The following is a 17428-nucleotide window of genomic DNA, read 5'->3' as shown; positions in this document are numbered from 1 at the left end:
ACATTATTAGTTGTTTGTGGCCAGTCCATTATACACAGATTTGGAAACCAGGCCATACTGTATATCCGTCTCACTGCCCGGCAGTTTTCCGAAGCCAGAATTAAACGGGATCTTGCCCGCAGCGGATTCATTATAACCCGGAATCGTCAGATACAGGTCCGCCTGATAGTTTCGGTTAGGATCCGTAAGGTCTATGTCCCGCTTGGGAACGAAATAGAAAGTGACCGGTCCCTGACCACCCACTCCCGTCAGTTGGTCACTGACAAGAGAAGAGGCGACGCCATTGTTTACGGTAACAAATCCGAAATCAGGATTATCGCTCTGGAGGATCCACTGCTGGCCCTCAGGCGAGGAGACTGTCAGGGTGAGTTGGTTGGCATATCCCGTCGGGTTATCCTTATCGTAAGCCACGGCCACCCTGCCCCCCTCATCTTCCTTATAAGGTCCGCGGGCCAGTTGGGTCTCGATATGGGCAGAGAAGTCGAAAGTCCCGCCATCCGTCCAGTCCATCACGGCAGGAACGGCATAGAGTTGTCCTCCCTTGAAATAAGCATAGACCACCAGCTCATGGTTTCTCAACAATTGTCCGTTCAGGTCAAAGGTCAGCGATTTCTCCGGCGCTGACACACCTGTGCGGTAAAAGAGGGTGCACGATAAGGTCTTATCCGTTTCCTTCAGATAGGACGACGCTGCCAGGGAAGCGCCGGCAGTCAACCGGTCCTTATAGCTTTGGGCATCCTCACCACTCTCACGGAGGAGAGGACTGTCTGCCTCTCTGATGGCGGTAAAGGGTGTCTGGGAGGAGATACCCGGATAGGTTATCCCGGCCGTCTCATAACCGTCAGCATCTACGATATGGGCAGCGCCCGGATCGGGTATGACCTCTGAATAGTCTGCGGATGCGGGAAAGACACAAGCCTGATCAGGAAAGGTGTTCCCACCTATAGAGATTCCTGTGATGGCAGGTGTGCCCATACCCGTACGCTTGGTAACGAAGAAATCCACCTTCGCCACGGCCCGCAGCAGAGGGACCTGCACGGTCTCCTGCCCGTCCTTGAACCGGGAGACACTCACCTTCTTTACAATCCGGGAGACCAGCAACCCTTTTGACGGCACGTCGGCCATCGCCGGAGCTGCCGCGAATGCCAGTGCCTCCAATTGACCTCGCGTCTCATCACCGGTAAGTGTGCCGAGGCTGCCCAGACTCTCCGCATTGGCCAGGATGTAGAGATCACAGTCGGCAACCGTCCTGGGCACTTTAATCTCTGTGGACAGTCGTCCGGAATTGTCCTGGTAGCGGTGGGCATCACTGATCTCTACATCCGACAGGGGTGTAGCAGTGGGATCAGTGGCCTTACTGTCAAACACCCAGACCCGTATGGTATGGAAAGCCGACTCGGCTGCCGAACCGGCTGCCTGATCACCTGCCGCACGACTGCTGCGCACGACTGCCTGTACCGGTGAAAAATCCACCTTGATATAATTCGTGTTTCCTTCCGTCTCTCGCTGCAGCCCGGCATCTGAAGAACAGGATGAGACCCCAAAAAGGAGTGACATCAGAGCCGGCAAGAGCTCAAGGGTATATTTAAACGGATGATTTCTCATAATCTTCGCTGTTTTTACAGATGAACATCATTCAACGAAACGACCCAGCCGTTCACGACAATCCTGCCGGTCATGAACACGTCACCCTGCACGAAGAAGGTCAGGTTATAATAGTCCTGTCTGTCGAGATATTCCTGGTCACTCCATTCTGCACGATGCTCACCGATGCCCTGCAAAGAGAGGAACCAGGTGAGGTTCAGGTTTAGGAGGACCTTGCCTTTCTTCTTATCGGTGATGATCAGACGGGGACTGGCATCACCCAACAGCCGCGAGGTATTCAGGTCAGCCACGACAGCCCGTGCCACTGGCTCCTCTGTGCCAGAAGCCGTGGAATCTGAGACGGTCTTCAGGCTGTACGGCGTATAGGTGACGGAATCCGGCTGATAGCGGTCTCCTTTGTAGTCCAGCCATCCCGCGGAACCTTTGATCATGAATCCGAAATCATCTGCTGACAGATCAGCCATTCCGGCGTATGGCATGAGGATCACCCTGAACTTCTTGGTCAGTTTCATCAGACTGATCGTGACGGTCTGCGGATTCCCGGAATAGTCTATATCCAGCATCCCGTCATACAGGGCTGCCAGATCCGTATTGCAGGTATTGTCTGCATTACGGTTCAGGCGGACATTCAGGTCCTTCAGCGTAGAAACGCCTGTCTTCAGTTGTGGAAAGGCGAAATCCTTACTTTCGTCTACTCCCTGCCGGTCACGGGCCAGGCAGACCAGCGTGTACTTGCCTGCCTTCAATCCGGTGATCTTCATGGCATAGCCTGTTCCGAAATGGTCCCGGGAGTCCTCAACCGTCTTGACCAGAAGGCCGTTATGGTCAAAGATCCATACTTTCACGCTATTCACCTCTTCAGGAAAGGCATCAGCGCCCTTGATATTATAAGTGTACTGGAAACGTACGGACAACCCGCAGTTATCCTGGTCGTCATTAATGCAGGACGACATACCCATCAGTACCACCGCAAGCAGGATACCCAGTAATCCATTACGCCCAAAAGCCTTTCGTTTCATATCGTTTGATTGATGATGTATAATCTTATATATAGTGTCGCCTCCTGGCAAAGGACAACGGAAGAACTCCTCCTTGCCTTCTCAAGAGACTGATCTCTTTCTTCCTCAATGACGGTATCACCACCGTCTTTATCTCCCTGCTGCCTATCTTCTGATGGATTAAAGGGCGCTCCCCTAAATAAAAAGGGAGATTAACATCATAAGGAAGCGCCCAAAAACACGAATCAAAATCCAGAGCAGAAATTCTGCTCCGTTTCTCTTTTATTGTAAATTAATGTCTGTAGAACTGAGAACCCATGGGTTAACAGATACCTGAACCTGCATATAATAGTCTTTCTGATCCACAGGAGTGTCCGGGCCACCGGGATTCCATCCACCAGGAATATCATTGCCGATCCTCAAAAGGGAAGCCACGTGAAGGTCATAAACCGTATTGCGCAAAACAGCATAGATATGACTGTCAGTACCTGTAACAGCAGTTGGATCCTTATAATTCTGATCCTTGATAAAATAAGTATAGTACATGATACCGTTTCTGAACACTTCGATATTATACTTCGCACGGAAATCAGATACGGACTGCTCGGTTGCAGTTCCGGTCCCATTTTTATTAGTAAGCAGGTCCTTTGCCGTTTGAAGATCTGTAGCAGCAGCACCCGTACCGAAGACATTCGGATAGGTGGATTGAATCGCACTCAATGTTGCGAAATACTGGCCATTGTAACCATAGAAACAATTGCTTCCTGCCAGCCCATCACTACCATTAACGGTTACCTGGTATTTATAGATCAGACCTGTGGTATTCGTTACCTTGTCATCACTGTTTTTCACTTCCGTATTATTTTCCAGACAGTAGACAGGAGCTTTAGCTGTTGTGAACGGGATCTGACCATCAGAGGTATTGTCTTTCACCGTTGTATAAGAACCTGCGGTTGCTCCGGATGTAACGGTTGCATAAGTACCAAACTGTCCGTAAAAGGTATTAGGTGACGGAGTATTCAGGACATAAGGTGCTACCGTTCCGGACCATGCCTGCTGCAAATACGTAGACTGAGTTCCGTTCAGGATGACATAACCGTCCATGCTGATGCCAGAGATAAAACTGGCCTGCTTGCCGGTGATCCCACTGATGTCAAGATTACTGCCGGATGCACTGCCGTCCTGTGCTTGGACCTTGGCTGTCAGACGATCCAATTTGATCGGTTTAATCGTTGTTCCATCGGCATTCACTCTTGCCGGATTCGATTTTGAGTCATTCGTAGAAGTAATGGTCACCTTGCCACTTGCATCAGCATTAGGTGTATTATTAGGTGTATTCGACTCATTAAACATGGTGAAATTACCATCTGTAGCTGATTTATAGAAGTCCGTAGCATCAGAGTTGGTCGTTTTCAGGACCTTTGTGGCAACCCAGGTTTTCCCCATAGCAATATCACTTACCGTCTTGTTGGCAACCACATAAACATCATATTCTGTACCCAGTTGCACACCAGTCCCCACTCCCGTCACAGGTATAGGAGTAGTCGTATATGTCGGATCAGTTGCTGTATTTGAAATCAACTGTGCAGCAGCCACATCCGTAGAAAAGACAACTGCCTTCGAACTAGGATCAACAAGATACAAAGCCAGATTATTGATCTTACTCTCATCAGAAGTAGCATTCTGATGCTGATCTCCGGTAGTCCTTGAGCCCGGGATCTCGCTTCCTGAGACAGCCAGGGTAATATACGCATCCCCTTTTGCAAGACTCTTGCTCCCATTTCCTGCCGTGTCCTCATTGCTACACGATGCGAAAATGCTTGTTACAAGCATTCCCAGCACTAAAATTTTACTTACTTTCATCATTGAAAAATTAGAATTAAACAAATTATATACTCTCTATTATTCTATTATTGATTTTTTAATAACTCTTGCAGGTTATATCCTGCCGCATCAAGCCCGGCAGCAGCAGACTTCTTAAAATAATACTTTGCCTTTTCCGCATCACCTTTCCTGACAGCCAGGATGCCCCGGGCATTCTCTGCCTCAGGAGAGTCTCCTGTCCTGGACAGGAACCGCTCGGCACTGACGGTGTCACCACGACTCAATGCCGCATTTGCCGCATTCAGATTGGCCAGTTTGCTGTCCGGATACATCCGTACAGCCACATCGAAGACCTGGTTGAAGTCCTCACTGCCGGGGCGGTAACTCTGGGCCACCCTGTACATCTCGATCAGGGAGAGTTTTTGAGGATGGGTCCTGACGATGCTGCGAGCTTCCTCAAGGTTAAATTTCCGGATGGAATAGTTTACCGTGTAATCGGTACGCCGCAATTCCGGGTAGACACTGTCCACGAGTATCCGATAAGATCGCGGATAACACTTTTTCAGGTACCCTTCCTTATCGTCCGGGGCACGGCGACTGTCTATGGCGGACAGTACCTCCTCCCGCTGTGGGAGAGTGCCTCGGTCTACATACTCCCTGACTCCCTGCCAGTCCTCCGCAGTCCAGTCCACCTGAAACAGGTCTTTCGGAAAATGATACTGACGGCAAAGCCAGGAAACCAGTGCCTGCGTGCGCCTGCGGGAAAGCACCAGATTGCGGTGGTAGGCTCCGTCCGGGGAGGCATAGCCATGCAGGGTGATTCCGGTAATCTTCATGTCAGGGTCATCCTGGATCGCTTCTATGGTCCGGCGGATCTTCCCCAGTTCCACAGGATTGTTCTCATAGCCGGGAACGACCACGGAACTGCTGACGGCAAAGTTCAGCCTGGCACTGCCGGCCTGCATCCGCCTTTTGACATCTTCTTCGCCCGGCTGGATATAGGCATACCTGAAATTCCACGCCTCGGGAGCAAAGGCCAGACTGCGGAGCGACTGCAGCGGCCTGGAAGACAGCAGGGTCTGGGTGCACCCGCAAAGCCCCTCCCCCATAGTCAGCTCCGACTGGCACATCCAGTTCTTGAAGGGTACCACATAACTGTAGTGGACCGTCTGCCGCTTTCCATTCCTTCTCCTGACCACCAATGCCGGATCCGGCGTTGCCGTCTGCCTGGTGCGCTGGTAGTAGATATACCGGTCCTTCCCCATAATCTCAGCCGCTGGCAGTTTCAAGGTATCAGCAGGATTTTTGAACATCGGCGTAAACACCAGCCCGCGGTTTGCAGGAAGGTGCAGGTTGCTCAGGTCCATATCCAGGTCCAGCAAGACATCCTTCCCCTCCTTCCGGACAGAAGTATTCATCACGTTCACTTTCGTGTCTTGCAGCATCTGTGCATCAACGACTGTGGGTAAGGCCAGAACTGTCAGGACGGCCACCAGGAATTGTATATTCATTTTCTTCATGCCCTTTTGGTTCAAAAAACATAAATAAGATTCAGGGCCGCCTTTGTCGGTCCTACATAATGATGAGACTTGTTACTCTCTAATTTGCTGCCACAGGTAGTACAGTCGTACTTATCATACCGGGTATAGACATATCCGGCAGCCAACTCGGCCTCGATGTTCCAGTGGCGTGACAACATCCACGAATAACCATAACCGGCACCACCACCAACCATCCAGCCGGCGTAACGGGCATCCTTCAACTTGGAGAACGGGGTCCCTAAAAAGGTGAAGTCAGCATTCACATTCCCGACATTGTACTGACCGCCTAACAGGTGCGCAGCCCAGAAGGAACCACGCATCTTGTCGCAGTTCCAGTAACGCACCTCAGGTTGTACCAACCAGTGCTTCCATTTCCGATTATGGGAAAAGGTCCACGGATTATAGTTCCCGGAGACGTCCAGCGTCCACTTCCTGGACAGGTCCGTCTCTACTCCTAAACTGAACGTAGCGGTAGCATCATAAAGGATGTTTGTCTTGACTGCTACTTCCTGAGCCTTTATGCCCGTTGTGATAAGAAGTAAACCTATAACTAACAGAAGAAATCTTTTCATACTATTCTCTATTTTATTTCCTGTTCATTTCGAAATTCTACAACGACTCCTATCTCTCTGTCTGACCCTTCCATATCTGAGTCCGTCGGCATAGCTCAATACGGCTCTGACATTTCTGCTCCGGACGGACAAGAATGGCCTGCACATAACTCTCCCCTCCTAACTGGAACAGGCAATTGATAAACTCGATGATGAATAATTTTTAAGTACATTCTGATCAAATAAGATTAAATACAGCAAGTCTTGACCTTAAAAGGATAATGGCATCATCAACATACGCCCCTTCTTTTTCTGATGCCCATCCATTGTCATTATAACTCTCTCCTTTCCTGAATAAAATCATTCCTGCTCATTATTCATTCTGCATTTTTCCATAAATTTTATTTTTATGTCTGAACTTCTCATGATTACACTCTACGATAAAGTTATTTCCAGGTGCATACCCATTTTTTCACAATGGTATCTTTCCAATTTTTCTCGATGCAAAGTTACTGTTTATAGACATCGTCCCACTTCTACGTAAAAAAATAAAGTAAGCCTCGAATAAACGTAAATGACTGATAATCAGCATATATTCATTTATAAAAGTAAGAATAAAGTAAATTCATGCAACTACTGAAGAAACTTTTCCGGCTTATTATCAAACTGGAGAAATCTCAATTTTCATAAAACTGGGCGAGTATACATTAAATTGCGCTAACTAAACTTAATATAATTAAATATCCTACGTTTGTTTATAAAATAATTGCAACATACAAAAGTTTCTATTACTTTTGCACCTCGAAATGATAATTAGTTCAAAACTAAAATGTAAGTAGGTTGATACATATACATTTTATGAGTACTGATTATTGTTTTTGTAAATTTATTAATGGTTAAATATAAAAAATGATGGAAAAGATGAAGTATGAGGCCCCCCGTGTGGAGTGCCTCAAAGTGGATGTGGAGAGCCTGATGGCCTCCACAAGTATGACCGCAAAACCTGGGAGTAATAACAACACTGGTGGCAGCAGCCCAGGAGATTGGACTGAAAACAACGACAATAGTGGAAGTGATACCTGGGGAAATACTACCAGTAATCCTTAAAAGAAGTATGGAGGTTTATTATTTTTTTGAATCAAGCCATACAAAAAGGGAGAATGATCTGATGAAGGATTTATTACATGAATCTTCGTCCATTGACTATCTCAAGAGAGAAAGAATAATTTAAATGTTTTATAAATTTGAACGATTATTCAAGATGATTTAACAATTAAGCAGAATCTGTCAGATAAATTAGAGGGAATAATCTATAAAAAAATGCTAATGGCAGATCCTTGTAAAACAAGACAAACAATTAGAGAAAGATATAATTATGAAAAAAATATATGTATTCCTGATAGGAATCCTGGTCTTAGGACTGGCATCCTGTTCTACAGATGATAGCACCACAAATGCCACAAAATCAGCGCAAGTAGCACTGAATGCGTCCATAAACACAGGCAACACAGGCAGCACTCGTGTTACAGAATCGGATAAGGATAATGTCTTCACCACAGCGTGGGGAACGGGAGATGCTTTATCCGTCTCATTTGCTGATGACACTTCTAACCCTATGTCATTAAATTGGAAAGCAAGCAATGATTTCATCGGTGAGGTTACGGATACGCAAGCTCAACAATTTGCAAAGGGCGATTCCATCTACGGATTCAACTATAATACAAACAGCAATATTACCCTATCTGGCAGTCCTTTCTCAGTCTCCGTTGACTTCACAGGGCAGAATGGGGCTTGTGACAATATTGCCAAATATGACCTAATGTATGGAAAGGGAGATCCTTCGAAGATTGTATCTTTCAATCATCAGATCTGTGTCTTGAGACTTGATTTCAATGACACCCAACTCTCCGGAACGATCACGGATGCAAGTTTTTCTTTCACCAGTTCAAATAACCAATCGTTGTTCGCAAACAAGGCAGACTATACGTTCAATTCCACAACACATAACGCAGACCTGTCGGCCACAGATGCCAACTCTCTGACACTATCCAACCCTTCAATTGCAATAACAAATGGTCAAGCGAGTGTCTACCTGGCTGTACCTGCCAGAACAAGCGTCAGTGGCACCCTCGTTATAAAATTAACTTGTACAAGTGGTACTTATACAAAGAACATTACTTTAACCGACAAGAATTTCCCTTCTGCTACTGTTCAGACAAAGACAATTACAAGTCTGGAGAAGGGCATCAGCGTCGGAGATTATGTCTATAGTGATGGGACATGGGGCAGCAATGAAAAAGATTCAAATGGTAATGAGGCTATTGGTGTCTTAATCTCTGATAGTCTGAGCCAAGAGGAAAAAGATGCCGGTGCCACACATGGATATGTCATGTCATTAACAGAGGTTAAACCAAACAACATTTGGGGGCCTAAAGAAGGTGCTGCCGCTCTGCCAAGTCCTCTCAAAAATTACAAATTAGGAGAAGATACACAAGATTTCAACAGTGGCTATGATGGTACTTACAAAGATTTACATTTAGGAACAGATTCCGATTATCCCGCATGGGAAGCAGCTTATAACTATAACACTACATACCCTCTAACCAATTTCCCAAAAGCAACTGGTTGGTATTTGCCAACTGCAGGCCAGTGGTCTAAGGCATTAAAAGTTTCTGAAATTATTAGTTCTATTTCTAAAACCGATCAATATAACAATCCTATCAACGCTGGTTACTATAACGGATATTGGACCTCTACAACCATCTACGAAACAGGAGACAATGATCTCGGTAATGCTGCCATAGGTTTTTATCAGTCACAACCTACATTATATAAAAGTGGAAAAGACGATAAAACAAAGAGTGTCAGAGCTGTGTTTGCATTCTGATTTTCAAATACTAAATAGAATAAATATTAAATAGTTCCATCAATTAAAGACCTTATCACTGTCTTTATTGCTTTTGCAATATCCGACAGAGGTAAGGTCTTTTTTATGAGATGCTTTGAGTTACGTCAATTACGGACAGGAAAATGATGCATTATTCCAACCTAAGGCATCACTGGAATAAAAATTTACTTTTACATCAATGATTGGAGACAATCCGGCAGGACGATGTTCTCACAATTCACCTTTTCAAGTTGTTCCCGCCCTTCTCGGGTCAGATTGAAACGCATACTGCGCTTATCTTCCTTACAGATTTTTCGACTGATCAGTCCCTTCTTTTCCAGGGAGGCAATCACCTTGGAAGCATTGGAATGAGACAGACTCATCTGTTCAGAGATCTCGTTAGCTGTCGGGTTCTCATATTTTGACAACAAACAAAGCAGCATTGTCTCATTGAGATTCAGCCCGAAGGTCTGCATCATCTGATCTTCAAGTACGGATAATGCCTTATAAATTTTTCTAAGTTTACAAATACAGTGATGGTCCATGATTCTAAAAACGAGTTAAGCGGACTACCGGGTAAAACCGACAGTCCGCACGTTACAATCTATTCCTTATAAAAACGTCAACCTACTTCAATAATTGTTTCTGAATAATATTTTCAAACTGATTTTTCATCATCGCTCCTACTGACATATTCGGTTCTCCCTTCTTCGGGATGAAAAGAATTGTAGGGATGGACTGCACATTAAAGGCAGCTGCCACATCCTGTTGCTGATCAATATCAACCTTATAAAAGTCGATCTTCCCTGCATATTCGACCGCTAATTGATCCATGATCGGTGCCGTGGCCTTGCACGGTCCGCACCAGGTAGCATAGAAGTCTACGATAGCCGGTTTGTCCCCCTCAAATTTCCAGTCGTTTGGATGCTGGTCAAAGTCCATTACTTTCTTCTTAAACTCATCCGATGTCAATTCTATTGGTTTCATATTCTGTTTCTCCTTATGATTATTTGACTGACGGGCTACTTCTGCCCGTTGTTGATCTTTCACTCCTGCTGATCCGGATTGCTCCTGCCCCTTCTTGCCTGTTGCAGATCCACAACTCCAGATAAAAGTCACCAGTGCCACCATTATCATGGCTACGCCGAATGTATGATTCTTTTTTATGTTCATCCTATATAAAGTTCAAAATCGCCATCATTTCATTAGAAATATTTTCCAATGGAAATATGCAGCAAAGATAAGGGAAATATTTTTATTCGGCAAATATTTTCGTGGAAAGTTTTCAATCTATAACAGATATTAACCTGCCTGTGCTTCTCTTAACACCGATTTACCCCACTCAACAGGAATAACCACTTACCTCCCTCAACAAGTCACAAAGATTTAAACGGGAGTTTAGTATTCGTACAAGGATCAAGATGGCCACTGTTTGAACTTCACACTGCTGATTCAGCCAACTACTTTATCCTTCTCTCCTAATATATTATTTAAACAGTTCCATTGAACGACGATGCATCAAAATCCGGATCAGTTCAATGTTTGTATGATGTGTACCACGTCCCAAACCTAAGGCGTATGCACCATTCCTTAACAGAATTAAGTTACCAAAAGCAGATTCTGGAAACTCCCGGAATCTAGGAACAAACAGAGCTTTTCCAGCCTGAAGGGTCTTAAGTCCTGCATCGAGGCTGCCCCCTGTCTTTCCTGCCTCAATTACCAGCATCATATCACTCAACCCTATAATGGTTTTATTCCGTGCCATAGCATGACTGACCATCCATCTGGCATGAGGGGTAAACTCACTTACAACCAGGACACGATTCCAGTCCCAGAGTTCTCGTAATTCGGGACGGATACGAAAGTTACTTATCCCTTCAGGCAAAACGACAATAGAAGTTGCACCATTTCTGAGAGCTGCCTCAAGAGCTATCAAGTCGACACCTTTGGCATAACCAGAAACCACACAGACATCATCTTGTGCTAATTGCTTAACGCAATCTCCTGCTATCCATATCCCTCTCTCTGAAACTTTTCGAGAACCACTGAAACCTATTTTTTCTTTTTTCAACAAATTCACGTTACCCATGAATGACAACACAGTTGGTGAGTTATGCCGAAGCGAAGTACGCAACATACTTGGATAAAGCAGATCATCAAGCACAGAGATATAACCTATCCGTTCATTACTATCCTGATAAAGTTCGAAAGGATCTTCAAATTCTTTCTTCTCCTGTGGTTTCAAAGCACAATAGAGAGATGCTTCAAATTCTTTCGAATTCTCTATGGATGGTTTTAAGGACCACAATAATTTGTTGGCCTTTGCCGGACCATATCCCTTTATTCTTAAAAGACGATAGGTAATTTTAATATTTTCATCACTGGACCAATCCATATTCTACATCATTTAATCATTACTCAAGGCCTTAACTAGAGCTAAACCATAAACATGTCGGGCACCAGCCTGCTTTAATTTCATTGCCACAAACTGCATGGTGGTTCCTGATTGATAAAGATCATCCATAAGTAATACCGTCTTATTCTTTAAATCAATACCCGTTGAAATCTTTAATCCAGATCGATTTAGGATGTCTAATTTCTGAATCGAATTTTCAGCTTCTTTTAATTGTTTCTGCTTACTGATCCAAGAAATTCCAGCAGAAATATCCTTAAATCCAAAACCAGTAAGTTGGGATACTATTTGCTTCATAAAAGTATGACTAGTAGGCACACAACAGATATAATCGGCCTCTTTTAAGTAAGGTAACTGTTCCAACCACTTTTGTGTTTCAGACACAAGCAGATTAAAATATCTACAGGTATCCGATCCTTGCGGATGATATTTCACTTGATACTCAGCTTCGCCTAATTCTGTCCTCTCATTCGCGTTTCCAATATTCATGGATAATGCAAGAGATATGTCCAGACAATCACGTAAGAAAACCAGATTCTTACATTTTTCCAAAGTCTCCTTATATTTATCTAACTGATCTTTATCCTCATCTTTAAAATAACGACAATAATTGTCATAGTTTTTAGAAGGAAAGGCAATCGGAATACCCAAATCCTTGCTTAGCAACAATTCAATGGATTCCGTAAAAGGAATATCAAACCACCACTTGGCAAAAGTTTCCCTATCCTTATTTGGCCGAAGTGCATTTTGCTGTATCCATGCAAAATTAATCCGTTTAGTTTTCCTGTCTGCGAGAAAATCCTTAATAGACTCCATTGTTATGGATTTACACGGAATTTTTGAAAATTTTGGTATCATGTCACAGCATCTTATAAGGTTATTTTTCCTCTTCGCTCAGATACAAAGATAACCATAATCCTTAATAATATCACTAAAAAAAAACAGATTTATATATTTTTATCTTCGCAAACTCCAAAAACGACTATTCTACCAATATTTCCCTAAATTTATAACCGATGAACATCATCACTCATAAGAACTGAACAGGAGCGCATCTACTATTTAACAAATCAAATCCGTCAGATTCCCCATTAAATTCTCCATTTAATTCGGCTAAAGTCAAGATATGCTATCACACTCCTCTTTAATCAAGTTAAAGAAGAACTGCTGAATAGAAATCCAATTAGTAATGAGCTGATTTTCACGATCAAGGCCAATTGTCACATAGATGGTGCATTAAGATCATCTTAATGGTGCATAGAGAGGGCCCCAATGGTGCATAGAGATCGTCTTAATGGTGCATACAGGTCATCACGATGCTGCATCAAGATCATTCCGATGCTGCATTTTGCTGAATAAGTTATCTTGAGTTTGCCTTTCTCCATCAGGTCAATTCCAGATAGATTGCTCTCTATCAGTTTCTTGAAAACAGAATCATCAAATTGGCAAAACAGGAAAAAAAATTGTTTTTTATTTCAATAGACTTAGGATCTTAGAAAAATTATCTATATTTGTAGATAAAACCGGAAATATGATATTGGAATGGGTCAGTAAACGGACGAATGATTTTATTGCACAGATGCCCAAATCCTTGCGTAAGCAATATGGTCAGTTTTTTACCAGTCTGACCACCGCACGTTTCATGGCTTCACTTTTCACCCTGCCCAAGAAGAAAGAGTTGAATATCCTTGATGCAGGAGCAGGTTCGGGCATCTTAAGCTTTATTAGAAAGAATCGCAGAAATGCCCGACCACATGATATACCTGAACGGAGACAGGTTCCTGGGGCCACGGCAGTAAGCCATTTATTTTACCAGGACTGATGCAAAAGAAGAGAATGCCGTGTTGCCTTACCCTTCTTATCCTTTTTCACAATAGTTTCTGGACTTGCCATCATCATTAAGAAACCAATGAATATTTATAGATATTCCTTTGATTAACACAGACTAATTCGTTTAAACTTAGTTAATTCCGTTCTTCTTGCTGAACATTCATGAGTATTTATTCAAAATATTTTTATACCTTTGACGAAATACATATAATAAACGGACCATGATTTTTTACGACCGTGAACAAACAAAGATTAATAATGATAAACACCTTTGTCCTCAGACCAACTGTAAGTTGTTCCTACTCGCAATACTCATTTTACCCTTTCTGGCGTCCCCAAGTTTCTTAAAAGCCCAGAACACCTTCAGAATCAAGGGGCGGGTAATGGTCACGGCAGATGAGCAAACAGGAGGAAACGCAAAGTCAGCCCTACAGGACGCAGACATCTCATTGCTCCGGGCTGACTCTTCGTTCATTGCAGGTATGTCAAGCGGTCCCAAGGGAGAATTTGAATTCTCGAACATTAAAAAAGGCAACTACCTTTTAAAACTATCCTCCATCGGCTATGAACAAATATGGATTACGCTAAAAGGCCTGCACAAGGATCTGGACCTGGGTGACGTGGAACTTCACCAGAATGCCACCCTGCTCAAGGGCGTCACTGTACATGGACAGCCGATCCTCCGCAAGATAGACCGGATGGTCGTCTTTCCTACGGAAGATGCCGTAAGGCACTCCCACGATCCTTACGACCTGCTATGGAATATGATGGTTCCCCATATCAGGGTAGATGTGGTAGGCAAGTCCATCTCTGCCGACAACGGAGGGAGCGTGCAACTGAGGATTAACGGGGTAAAGGCGTCTGCGGAAGAATTCATGGCGATACCTTCCAGGGAAATCGTCAGGATAGACGTAATTGACAATCCCGGATTGAAGTACGGGGATAACAACGTAGGGGCTGTAATCGATGTCATCGTAAAAAGAAAAACGACAGGAGGACTGGTCAGCCTCTATACGAACGGCTCTCCTGATGTTATGCATGAACACGAATTAGACAACAACGTTGGCATCAAACTGAACCATAAGAAATCACAGTTCGGACTCTATTATAACAACTATTTCAGAAGATGGAACCAAAGGAACAGCAATACCGATGAGACCTTCCATTTAGGAGACAAGACCATTGAGCGTCTTCAGGAAGGCCTGGACTACCGATATAGTCATGTGGACCAGAAACTCAGTCTGATATATAATTACTCCGAACCGGACAAATACCTCTTGAATATTGCTTTTTATAACAGGTTTTATCACAGGCCCAACGACAATCAAACCAACAGGCTCTATTCAAGAGGAAGTGAGAACTACAGTTATTCAGAAACGCTATCCAGCGATAAGTCTTACACTCCTTCCCTAGACGTGTTTTTCAATAAACAGATTGACAAGAGCCAGACTTTCCAAGTGGATATTGTAGGCACTCTGATCAACGACAAGACACATCGTCTCTATAGAGAATACACGGAGAAGGATGCAGACCTGGCCCATATTCTGACAGATGTGGAAGCACGAAAACAATCCGTATGGGGAGAGGCCATTTATGAAAAGACCTTCAAGCCGTTTATTCTAAGTGCCGGCATAAGACACTATCAGATGCATGCAAGAAACGCCTATTCCGGTCAGAATCCAGTAGTCTCCTCCATGAACCAGGCTAACAGTTCTGTGTTCTCGGACTTAAGGGGTAATCTCAAACCGTTTTCCTATATGGTCAGTATGGGAATGACACGCTCCTATTTCAAGGACGGTGACATCCATCATACCTATTATATCTTCACCCCCACCCTGCGTCTGGGGATGTCTCCACATAAATACGGCTGGCTGGGATACACATTAAGCGTAAGTCCCTCCGTACCCTCACTGGGATCACTGACCAACGTGGAACAGGCGATAGATACGATCCAGTTGTCCAAAGGAAATCCAAACCTGAAAACGTACCGGGTTTATGACCACACGTTGAATTATACTTTCAACAATTACAAAATCATGACCGTATTCCGTGTGAACTATTCCTATCAGCCCGACCCGATCATGGAATACTATTATGTACAAGACGGCAAACTGGTCTGCACCGAATCAAACCAGAAGTCATACAGGTCTTTCAAGGCTGTCCTTTTCTTTGATCCGGAGAACATACGCTTAGGCAGGGATCTGAAATTCTCAGGAGAGTACTATGTAGGATTCCGACGATTCTGGTCTGACGGACTGACGTACAGGCATACCTACAGTAAATTTAATTTCGGACTGACCACTCTGCTCACCTATAAAGATTTAACGTTCTACGAAAGGTTCATGACTCCAGAAAACTCTCTTTTCGGTGAAACGATAGCAAAATCACCTTATTCGGCAGAAACAGGTCTGATTTATACCCATAAACAGTTGCAGTTACGAGTCCAGGTATTATATCCCTTTACGAATTTCCGCCGAAGTACGGAGCGAGTCAGTGCGATAGCACCCAGCCAGTCGACCTACTATCTGACACAGTTGAAGAATTTGTTCAGTGTCACCTTTGCCTATCATTTTGAATTCGGGAAAAAGTTTAAGGAAAGAACTACGCAAACGAAATACAGAGATACTGATTCAGGCGTGCTGAACCAGAACAAATAATTATTTTACTTTTAAGATTATCCCTTTAGCCCTCACCCTTCTTACCCTTTTCCGTAATAAAATCATTCGGCAGGACGTGAAAGGCTTTCTTGAAGCATTTCGAGAAATACTTGGGGGTATTGAAACCAACCTTACCAGAAAGTTCCTTAACGGAAATATTCGGATGGTCTCTCAATATCTGGCAAGCCCTTTTCAAACGGATACTCGTAATAAACTCCACAATGCTCTGACCCGTCAGGGCGCGGAGTTTATTATAAAGAGAAGAGGCCCCCATAGCCATATCACTTGCAAAAGTCTCACGGTTATAGGCAGGGTCATCAAGATGACCCTTGACACAATCAATCGCCTTCCGGATAAAATCTTCATCAGGATTGGTATAATGCGATCTGTCCGGTTGCAAGTCCGTTTGGGCTTCAAAACGTTCCCGTACACGTTGCCTGTTTGCAATTATCGCATCAATATGTATTTCCAGATCCTTCATTTTGAACGGTTTGGTCAGATAGTCGTCAGCACCGGAGTTATAGCCGATATTCTGATCCTCCTCGCTCGTCTTGGCAGTGAGGAGAATGACTGGCAACTGTGCGAAGTTCTTGTCGCGTTTGATATTCTTGGTCAGTTCGATACCGTCCATCACCGGCATCATCACGTCCGATACCACCAGGTCCAGTTCATCCTTCCGGATGATGTTCCAGGCCTGCAGGCCGTTCCTGGCCGTCAGGATCTGGTACCGTCCGGACAGGACGGTCTTCATGATGGAGAGCAACTCGGAGTTGTCTTCCACCAGCAGGACCTTATAACCGTCCTCCGGTCCTTTCTCCTCAGGAAGGGACACAGGAGGAACCGTTTCCGTAGAATTCTCGTCCGGGGCAATGGCTGCCGGTGCCGTGACGCCTGGCACCCTCCCCGGTCCCATCACCCTGACCGGCCCCTTCTTGTCCGTCTCCATGCTACTGTAGTCCTCCTTCCTGACCGGCAGGAAAACGGTAAAGACAGTACCCTTTCCCTCCGTGCTCCGGCAGTCGATGCGGCCATGGTGGAGCAGTACCAGGTCATGGGTCAGCGAGAGGCCTATGCCCGTCCCGAAGGTCCCCATCCTGCGGTAATCACCGTCAAGGAACCGTG

Annotated in this window: 14 protein-coding genes; 4 read left to right on the top strand and 10 right to left on the bottom strand. The window is 44.6% G+C overall.

Features of this window, described 5'->3' with window-relative positions:
- Positions 1 to 6: 6 nt before the first annotated feature.
- The 5 genes from ACYRYG_RS09515 to ACYRYG_RS09495 form a co-directional block, all read right to left on the bottom strand.
- Positions 7 to 1605, bottom strand: coding sequence for a hypothetical protein (locus tag ACYRYG_RS09515; protein ID WP_293441973.1), 1599 nt, complete (start codon positions 1603 to 1605; stop codon positions 7 to 9).
- A 14-nt stretch (positions 1606 to 1619) separates the two neighbouring features.
- A complete protein-coding gene (locus ACYRYG_RS09510; protein ID WP_293441976.1) occupies positions 1620 to 2624 on the bottom strand; it encodes a FimB/Mfa2 family fimbrial subunit in 1005 nt (334 codons plus the stop codon).
- A 261-nt stretch (positions 2625 to 2885) separates the two neighbouring features.
- A complete protein-coding gene (locus ACYRYG_RS09505) occupies positions 2886 to 4466 on the bottom strand; it encodes an Mfa1 family fimbria major subunit (protein WP_460198058.1) in 1581 nt (526 codons plus the stop codon).
- A gap of 47 nt (positions 4467 to 4513) precedes the next feature.
- A complete protein-coding gene (locus ACYRYG_RS09500; RefSeq protein ID WP_460198057.1) occupies positions 4514 to 5947 on the bottom strand; it encodes a DUF3868 domain-containing protein in 1434 nt (477 codons plus the stop codon).
- 11 nt (positions 5948 to 5958) lie between these two features.
- A complete protein-coding gene (locus ACYRYG_RS09495) occupies positions 5959 to 6540 on the bottom strand; it encodes a DUF3575 domain-containing protein (RefSeq protein WP_293427353.1) in 582 nt (193 codons plus the stop codon).
- 891 nt (positions 6541 to 7431) lie between these two features.
- Here ACYRYG_RS09495 and ACYRYG_RS09490 point away from each other — a divergent pair.
- Together ACYRYG_RS09490 and ACYRYG_RS09485 are read left to right on the top strand one after the other, a co-directional pair.
- Complete coding sequence (locus ACYRYG_RS09490; RefSeq protein WP_460198056.1) at positions 7432 to 7626, top strand: hypothetical protein; 195 nt, start codon at positions 7432 to 7434, stop codon at positions 7624 to 7626.
- A gap of 268 nt (positions 7627 to 7894) precedes the next feature.
- Positions 7895 to 9406: a hypothetical protein gene (locus tag ACYRYG_RS09485; RefSeq protein ID WP_293441991.1), complete on the top strand. Its 1512-nt coding sequence runs from the start codon at positions 7895 to 7897 to the stop codon at positions 9404 to 9406.
- A 191-nt stretch (positions 9407 to 9597) separates the two neighbouring features.
- Here the strand turns inward: ACYRYG_RS09485 and ACYRYG_RS09480 are convergent, their stop codons facing one another.
- The 4 genes from ACYRYG_RS09480 to ACYRYG_RS09465 form a co-directional block, all read right to left on the bottom strand.
- Positions 9598 to 9951, bottom strand: coding sequence for a MarR family transcriptional regulator (locus ACYRYG_RS09480; RefSeq protein ID WP_293423804.1), 354 nt, complete (start codon positions 9949 to 9951; stop codon positions 9598 to 9600).
- A gap of 82 nt (positions 9952 to 10033) precedes the next feature.
- Entirely contained in the window at positions 10034 to 10579 is a 546-nt protein-coding gene (gene trxA / locus ACYRYG_RS09475; RefSeq protein WP_460198055.1) for a thioredoxin, read from the bottom strand.
- A 313-nt stretch (positions 10580 to 10892) separates the two neighbouring features.
- Positions 10893 to 11801, bottom strand: a complete 909-nt coding sequence (locus tag ACYRYG_RS09470) for a DNA-processing protein DprA (RefSeq protein ID WP_293423806.1) — start codon at positions 11799 to 11801, stop codon at positions 10893 to 10895.
- A gap of 12 nt (positions 11802 to 11813) precedes the next feature.
- Positions 11814 to 12677, bottom strand: a complete 864-nt coding sequence (locus ACYRYG_RS09465; protein WP_293425758.1) for a hypothetical protein — start codon at positions 12675 to 12677, stop codon at positions 11814 to 11816.
- 673 nt (positions 12678 to 13350) lie between these two features.
- On the opposite strand from ACYRYG_RS09465, the gene ACYRYG_RS09460 reads away from it, so the two are divergent.
- Both ACYRYG_RS09460 and ACYRYG_RS09455 read left to right on the top strand, forming a co-directional pair.
- Entirely contained in the window at positions 13351 to 13641 is a 291-nt protein-coding gene (locus ACYRYG_RS09460; protein WP_293441994.1) for a DNA methyltransferase family protein, read from the top strand.
- A gap of 229 nt (positions 13642 to 13870) precedes the next feature.
- Positions 13871 to 16306 (top strand): peptidase associated domain and porin domain-containing protein, encoded by a 2436-nt coding sequence (locus ACYRYG_RS09455; RefSeq protein ID WP_293441998.1) that lies wholly within the window; start codon positions 13871 to 13873, stop codon positions 16304 to 16306.
- Positions 16307 to 16331: 25 nt separating this feature from the next.
- Here the strand turns inward: ACYRYG_RS09455 and ACYRYG_RS09450 are convergent.
- On the bottom strand, positions 16332 to 17428 hold a 1097-nt coding region (locus ACYRYG_RS09450), incomplete at its 5' end, for a response regulator (protein ID WP_460198054.1).

The sequence above is a fragment of the Segatella asaccharophila genome (assembly GCF_054687055.1).
The sequence above is the reverse complement of the archived record's forward strand: the minus strand, read 5'-3'. Positions and strand labels throughout refer to the sequence as shown.

What these genes read in the sequence shown, in the direction of transcription:
- ACYRYG_RS09515 (WP_293441973.1), bottom strand. Translation starts at nt 1,605, where the DNA reads ATGAGAAATCATCCGTTTAAATATACCCTTGAGCTCTTGCCGGCTCTG.
- ACYRYG_RS09510 (WP_293441976.1), bottom strand. Translation starts at nt 2,624, where the DNA reads ATGAAACGAAAGGCTTTTGGGCGTAATGGATTACTGGGTATCCTGCTT.
- ACYRYG_RS09505 (WP_460198058.1), bottom strand. Translation starts at nt 4,466, where the DNA reads ATGAAAGTAAGTAAAATTTTAGTGCTGGGAATGCTTGTAACAAGCATT.
- ACYRYG_RS09500 (WP_460198057.1), bottom strand. Translation starts at nt 5,947, where the DNA reads ATGAAGAAAATGAATATACAATTCCTGGTGGCCGTCCTGACAGTTCTG.
- ACYRYG_RS09495 (WP_293427353.1), bottom strand. Translation starts at nt 6,540, where the DNA reads ATGAAAAGATTTCTTCTGTTAGTTATAGGTTTACTTCTTATCACAACG.
- ACYRYG_RS09490 (WP_460198056.1), top strand. Translation starts at nt 7,432, where the DNA reads ATGGAAAAGATGAAGTATGAGGCCCCCCGTGTGGAGTGCCTCAAAGTG.
- ACYRYG_RS09485 (WP_293441991.1), top strand. Translation starts at nt 7,895, where the DNA reads ATGAAAAAAATATATGTATTCCTGATAGGAATCCTGGTCTTAGGACTG.
- ACYRYG_RS09480 (WP_293423804.1), bottom strand. Translation starts at nt 9,951, where the DNA reads ATGGACCATCACTGTATTTGTAAACTTAGAAAAATTTATAAGGCATTA.
- trxA (WP_460198055.1), bottom strand. Translation starts at nt 10,579, where the DNA reads ATGAACATAAAAAAGAATCATACATTCGGCGTAGCCATGATAATGGTG.
- ACYRYG_RS09470 (WP_293423806.1), bottom strand. Translation starts at nt 11,801, where the DNA reads ATGGATTGGTCCAGTGATGAAAATATTAAAATTACCTATCGTCTTTTA.
- ACYRYG_RS09465 (WP_293425758.1), bottom strand. Translation starts at nt 12,677, where the DNA reads ATGATACCAAAATTTTCAAAAATTCCGTGTAAATCCATAACAATGGAG.
- ACYRYG_RS09460 (WP_293441994.1), top strand. Translation starts at nt 13,351, where the DNA reads ATGATATTGGAATGGGTCAGTAAACGGACGAATGATTTTATTGCACAG.
- ACYRYG_RS09455 (WP_293441998.1), top strand. Translation starts at nt 13,871, where the DNA reads ATGATTTTTTACGACCGTGAACAAACAAAGATTAATAATGATAAACAC.